Raw genomic sequence first — 6441 nt, 5'->3', positions numbered from 1 at the left:
GCCGTTCGGCGCGCTCAGCCCGTTCGACGCGCCGTCCTGGTTCACCGCCGACCCGCGGATCACGGCGAGGACGGGGTTGCCGTCGCGGCGGGCGTCGGAGAGGCGCTGTAGTGCGAGGACTCCCGCGCCCTCGCCCCAGCCGGTGCCGTCGGCGTCGGCGGAGAAGGCCTTGCAGCGGCCGTCGCCGGCCGAGCCGCCGGTGGCGGAGAACTCGGCGAAGATGGAGGGGGTGATGAGGACGAGGACGCCGCCGGCGAGGGCCAGGTCGCATTCGCCGGTGCGCAGGGACTTGATCGCGAGGTGGAGGGCGACGAGGGAGGACGAGCAGGCGGTGTCCACCGTGACGGCGGGGCCCTCCAGGCCGAGCACGTAGGAGATGCGGCCGGACAGGACGCTGCCGGGGGCTCCGGTGAGCGCGTAACCTCCGGCGCCTTCCGGTGAGTTCATCACCAGTGCGCCGTATTCCTGCGGGGCTCCTCCGACGAAGACGCCGGTACGGCTGCCCTTGAGCGAGGCCGGGTCGATGCCGGCGCGTTCCAGCGCTTCCCAGGACGTCTCCAGCAGCAGCCGTTGCTGCGGGTCCATGGCCATGGCCTCGCGCGGCGAGATGCGGAAGAACGCGGGGTCGAAATGGCCGGCGTCGTGGAGGAAGGCGCCGGTGCGGGCGGTGGGGACGTCCCAGCCGTCCCAGCCCCGGTCGGCGGGGAAGCCCGTCATGGCGTCGCGGCCTTCGGAGATGAGCTGCCACAGGCCCTCGGTGTCGCGGACTCCCCCGGGGTAGCGGCAGCCGATGCCGACGATGGCGAGTGGTTCCGACGAGGCCGAGCTGAGCCGCTGGTTCTGCGTGCGCAGCCGCTCGTTCTCCAGCAGCGAGGCCCTCAGCGCGTCAACGACCTCCGACATGGAACTGCTCATGCTCAACTCCCACTCACGTGTTTCGTCAATGCGCAAGGACAGGCCTGTTTGCAGGCTAGGGGGCCGGGACCTGGATCCCGGCCCCAGTTCAGGACCGCGAACACCCCTAAGTTCTGGGCCTGTCGGCCCCTGTGGGGCCGGGTTTCAGGACAGGCCGAACTCGTCGCCGAGGAGGGTGACGAGCTCCTCGGCGCTCACCGAGTCGAGGTCGACCTCGCCGTCCGGGTCCTCGCCGGTGACGGTGGGCCCGTTCTCCTCCAGGGCGGCGAGGAGGACCCGCAGCCGGGTGGCGAGCGCCGGGCGGTCCTCGGCGGCGGGGTCCATGGCGCGGACCGCGCTCTCCAGTTCGCGCAGGGCGAGCTGGGCCGGGTCGGCGGCGGTGGCGGTGGCGAGGTCCATGCCGGTGAGCAGGCGGGCTGCCAGGGCCCGGGGGTTGGGGTGGTCGAAGACCAGGGTCGCGGAGAGCCGTACGCCGGTGCGGGCGCTGAGCCGGTTGCGCAGGTCGACGGCCATCAGGGAGTCGAAGCCGAGGCTCTTGAACGCCTTGGTGACCGGTACGGCGTCGGCGGACGGCAGGGCGAGCACGGAGGCCGCCTCGGCGCGGACGAGGTGCTCCAGGGCGTCGGCCCGGTCGTCCTGGGGCAGGGAGCGCAGCCGGTCGCGGAGGCCGTCGGGGCCGGCGGCGCTCTCGCCGGGGCGGGGCCGGGGCTGGGGCGCCAGGGCGCGCAGGGCGGCGGGCAGGGCCGCCCGGTCGGTGGCGGACAGGCCGCCGGGTTCGAAGCGGAAGGGCAGCAGCACGGGTTCGCCGGTGGCGTGGGCCGCGTCGAAGAGGGCGAGGCCTTCCTCGGGGGTGAGGGGCAGCATGCCGGCGCGGGCGATGCGGCGCAGGTCGGCGGCGGCGAGCTGGGCGGTCATGCCGGCGCTGCTCTCCCAGGGGCCCCAGGCGAGCGAGAGGGCGGGCAGTCCGTCGGCCCGTCGGCGCAGACTCAGGGCGTCGAGGTAGGCGTTGGCGGCGGCGTAGGCGGACTGGCCGCCGCCGCCGAGGGCTCCGGCGAGGGAGGAGCAGACGACGAAGGCGCGCAGGCCGAGGGGTGCGGTGAGGTGGTGCAGGTGGGCCACGGCGTCGGTCTTGGGGCGGAGCACCCGGTCGGTCTGTTCTCCGGTGAGGGAGGTGAGGAGGGCGTCGTCGACGACGCCCGCGGCGTGCACGACGGCGGTCAGGGGGGCCGTCGGGGGGATGCGGTCGAGGACGGCGGCCAGGGCGTCCCGGTCGGCGGCGTCGCAGGCGGCCACCCGGACGTCGGCTCCCGACTCGGTGAGTTCGCGGCGGAGTTCGGCCATGCCGGGGGCGTCCTCGCCGCGGCGGCCGAGGAGCAGGAGGCTGCGCACGCCGTGCTCCCGGACGAGGTGGCGGGCCAGGGCCGGGACGTAGGTCAGGTCGCCGCGGATCGCGAACTGGGCCGCGTCGGCGGTGTCCGCGCGGGCCAGGACCGGGGAGCGGGTCAGGTCGTCCGGGCTCGTGTCGGCGTCGAGGTCCACGAGGACGAGCCGGTCGGGGTGCTCCAGTTGCGCGCTGCGGGCGAGGCCCCACACGGCGCTGTGCGCGAGGTCCCGTATGCCGTCGCCGGGGCGGGCTTCGACGGCGCCGCGGGTGCACAGCACGAGGCGGCTCTTGGCGAAGTGCTCGTCGTCGATCCAGGTGCGCAGGGTCTCCAGGGCGGTGTGCACGGCGTCGCGGGCGGCCGGGGCGTCGACGTCCGGGGTGGAGGGGGCGCACAGCAGGAGGACCTGGTCGGGGGCGGGACCGCCGTCGGCGAGGCGCCGGCGCAGGGCGGCGAGGTCGGGGTAGTGGTCGGTCTCGGGGTGCTCGGGGGCGTCGGGGCCCACGAGGGCCCAGCGGAGCGTGGGGGCGCCGGCGGCCTCCGGGCGGGGGGCGGGCGTCCAGTCCATGCGGAACAGGGAGGACGCGGTCGTGGACGAGCCGAGCTGGGCGCGGGAGACGCTGCGCAGGCTCAGCCCGCCGACGGAGGCGAGGGGCAGGCCCGAGGTGTCCCAGAGGGTGGCGACCACCTCGTCGGCGCCGTCGCCGGCGGCCAGGCGGACGCGGCAGGCGGTGGCGCCGGGGGCGGGCAGGGCGGTGTCGCGCCAGGCGAAGGGCAGGAAGGGGCCGCTGCCGCGGTCGGCGGCGGGCAGGAGGGCGAGGGTGTGCAGGGCGGCGTCCAGCAGGGCGGGGTGGACGCCGAAGGCCCGGGCGTCGTCAGCGGCCTGGGCGGGCAGGGTCACCTCGGCGTAGACCTCGTCGTCGAGCCGCCAGGCGGCGGTCAGTCCCTGGAACACCGGCCCGTAGGCGGTGCCGGCGGCGGCCAGGTCGGGGTAGAACGCGTCGAGGGGGACGGGTTCGGCGCCGCGCGGCGGCCACGCGGCGGGCGGGTTCGCGGGGTGCGGGGCGGGTCCGGCGGCGAGTCGTCCTTCGGCGTGCCGGGTCCATTCGTCGGCGCCGGCGGGGCGGGAGTGGACGCCGACGGGCCTGCTGCCGTCGGCGGCGGCCTCTCCGACGACGACCTGCACGGTGACGCGGCCGCGTTCGGGCAGCACCAGCGGGCGGTGGACGACGAGTTCTTCCAGGCCGGGGGCGTCCAGCCGGCTGCCCGCCCACAGGGCGAGTTCGACGAAGCCGGTGCCGGGGAAGAGGACGGCGTCCAGGATGCGGTGGTCGGCCAGCCAGGGCTGGGCGGCCAGGGAGAGTTCGCCGGTGAACAGGACGTCGCCGCCGGCGGCCGGGGTGACCATGGCGCCGAGCAGGGGGTGCCCGGTGTCATCGAGGCCGGCGGACGACAGGGCGGGGCGGTCGGCGGTGGATTCGGCGGGCCAGTACGGGGCCCGCTGGAAGGCGTAGGTGGGCAGGTCGGTCCAGCGCGGGCCGGTTCCGTCGAAGACGGCCCGCCAGTCGACGGTGACGCCGTGCACGTGCGCCTGGGCCAGGGCGGTGAGCAGGGTGGCCGGTTCGGGTCCGGTGCGGCGCAGCAGTGAGGTGCACACGCCGGCGGGGGCGGTGTCGAAGCAGTCCTCGGCCATCGTGGTGAGGGTGGCGTCGGGGCCGACTTCGAGGAAGCCGGTGACGCCCGCGTCGACGAGGGCGGCGACGCCGTCGGCGAAGCGGACGGTGTGCCGGGCGTGCCGCACCCAGTACTGCGGGTCGGCGATCTCGTCGGCGCCGAGGACGGCTCCGGTGAGGTCGGAGACGACGGGGATGCGGGGCGCGGCGAAGTCCAGTTCGGCGACCAGGTCGGCGAACTCGGCCAGCATCGGTTCCATGAGGGGTGAGTGGAAGGCGTGGCTGACGTCGAGGCGCCGGGTGCGCAGGCCCTGTGCGGCGAAGTGCTCGGCGAGGGCGGCCACGGACGTCGTCGTGCCGGAGAGGACCACCGAGCGCGGGCCGTTGACGGCGGCGAGGTCGGCGGTGCGGGCGTCGTCGGCGAGGGCGGCGAGCGCCTCGCGGGCCCGGGTCTCCCCGGCCTGCACGGCGAGCATGGCTCCGCCGGGCGGCAGGGCCTGCATCAGCCGGCCGCGGGCGGCCACGAGCCGGGCGGCGGCGGGGAGGTCCAGGGCGCCTGCCGCGTGGGCGGCGGCGATCTCCCCGACCGAGTGGCCGAGGACGTAGTCGGGTGTCACGCCCCAGGACTCGAGCAGCCGGAAGAGGGCGCTCTCCAGGGCGAAGAGCGCGGGCTGGGTGAGGGCGGTGCGGTCGAGTTCGGCGGCCTCCGCGGTGAACACGGTGTCGCGCAGGGGCCGTCCGAGGAGGGGGTCGAGGTGGGCGCAGGCCTCGTCGAAGGCGCGGGCGAAGGCCGGGAACGCCGTGTACAGGTCGCGTCCCATGCCGGGTCGCTGGGAGCCCTGGCCGGCGAACAGCAGGGCGAGTCCGCCCTCGCCGGCGGTGCCGTGCGCGAGGCCTTCGGGGGTGTGTCCGGCGGCGAGTTCGGCGAGCCGGGTGAGGGCTTCGTCCCGGTCGGTGACCGGCAGCGCGGCGCGGTGTTCCAGGGCGGTGCGCCGGGTGGCCAGGGCGTGGCCGATGTCGGTGACGCGGGCCTGGGGGCGTTCGCGCAGCCAGGTCAGGAGGGTCTGGGCCTGGGCTCGCAGGGCGGGGGCGTCGTGGCCGGAGAGCAGCCAGGGGGTGACCGGCAGGGGGGCGGTCCCGGGCTCGGGCTCGGGTTCGGGGTCGGCGGCCTGTTCGAGGATGACGTGGGCGTTGGTGCCGCTGACGCCGAAGGAGGACACCCCGGCGCGGCGCGGGCGTCCGGCGTCGGGCCAGGGGCGGGTCTCGGTGAGGAGTTCGACGGCGCCCGCGCTCCAGTCGACGTGCGGGGTGGGTTCGTCGACGTGGAGGGTGCGGGGCAGGACGCCGTGGCGCAGTGCCTGGACGGTCTTGATGACGCCGCCGATGCCGGCGGCGGCCTGGCTGTGTCCGATGTTGGACTTCAGGGAGCCGAGCAGCAGCGGCCGGGCGGGGTCGCGGTCGCGTCCGTAGGCGGCGAGGACGGCCTGGGCCTCGATGGGGTCGCCGAGGGTGGTGCCGGTGCCGTGCGCCTCGACGGCGTCGACGTCGGCGGGGGTGAGTCCGGCGCGGTCGAGGGCCTGGCGGATGACCCGTTGCTGGGAGGGGCCGTTGGGGGCGGTGAGGCCGTTGGAGGCGCCGTCCTGGTTGACGGCGCTGCCGCGGAGCACGGCGAGCACGCGGTGGCCGCCCCGGCGGGCGTCGGAGAGGCGTTCGAGGAGGATCATGCCGGTGCCCTCGGCCCAGCCGGTGCCGTCGGCGCCGGCCGCGAAGGCCTTGCAGCGGCCGTCGGGCGAGAGGCCGCCCTGCTTGGCGAAGTCGTCGAAGAGGAACGGGCTGGTCATGACGGCGACGCCGCCGGCGAGGGCGAGGTCGCAGTCGCCGTCGCGCAGGGACTGGGCGGCGGTGTGCAGGGCGACCAGGGAGGACGAGCAGGCGGTGTCCACGGTGACGGCGGGCCCTTCCAGGCCGAGCACGTAGGAGACGCGGCCGGAGACGACGCTGGTGGCGGCGCCGGTCACGCCGTAGCCGGCGAGGGCCTGTGAGCCGCGCCGGAACAGGCCGGTGTAGCCGGAGGCGGCGGCGCCGACGAAGACGCCGGTGCGGCTGCCGCGCAGGGAGCCGGGGGCTATGCCGGCGCTTTCGAGGGCCTCCCAGGACGTCTCCAGCAGGAGCCGCTGCTGCGGGTCCATGGTCAGGGCCTCGCGGGGGGAGATCCCGAAGAACGCGGCGTCGAACTCGGCGACGCGGTCGAGGAAGCCGCCCTGCTGGGGCACGGAGCCGTCGGCGGGCGGCTCGTCGTCCCAGCCGCGGTCGGCGGGGAAGCCGGAGACGGCGTCCCGTTCGTCCATGACGAGGTCCCACAGCTGTTCCGGCGAGCTGATGCCGCCGGGGTAGCGGCAGGCCATGCCGACGATGACGAGGGGGTCGTCGTCGGGGCGGGCGGCGGTCCCGGGCCGGGTGCGGGCGGCGGG

At 76.2% G+C, this 6441-nt stretch carries 2 protein-coding genes; both read right to left on the bottom strand.

What is annotated here, in order from left to right:
• Positions 1 to 915 (bottom strand): beta-ketoacyl synthase N-terminal-like domain-containing protein (locus KMS84_RS37420; protein ID WP_256921013.1); only part of this gene is annotated, 915 nt, incomplete at its 3' end.
• 144 nt (positions 916 to 1059) lie between these two features.
• Positions 1060 to 6441, bottom strand: a 5382-nt coding sequence (locus KMS84_RS37415; RefSeq protein ID WP_256921012.1) for a type I polyketide synthase, incomplete at its 5' end; no start/stop codon positions are given.

Source organism: Streptomyces hilarionis (assembly GCF_024539675.1).
GTDB classification, from domain to species: Bacteria; Actinomycetota; Actinomycetes; order Streptomycetales; family Streptomycetaceae; genus Streptomyces; species Streptomyces hilarionis.
The sequence above is the reverse complement of the archived record's forward strand: the minus strand, read 5'-3'. Positions and strand labels throughout refer to the sequence as shown.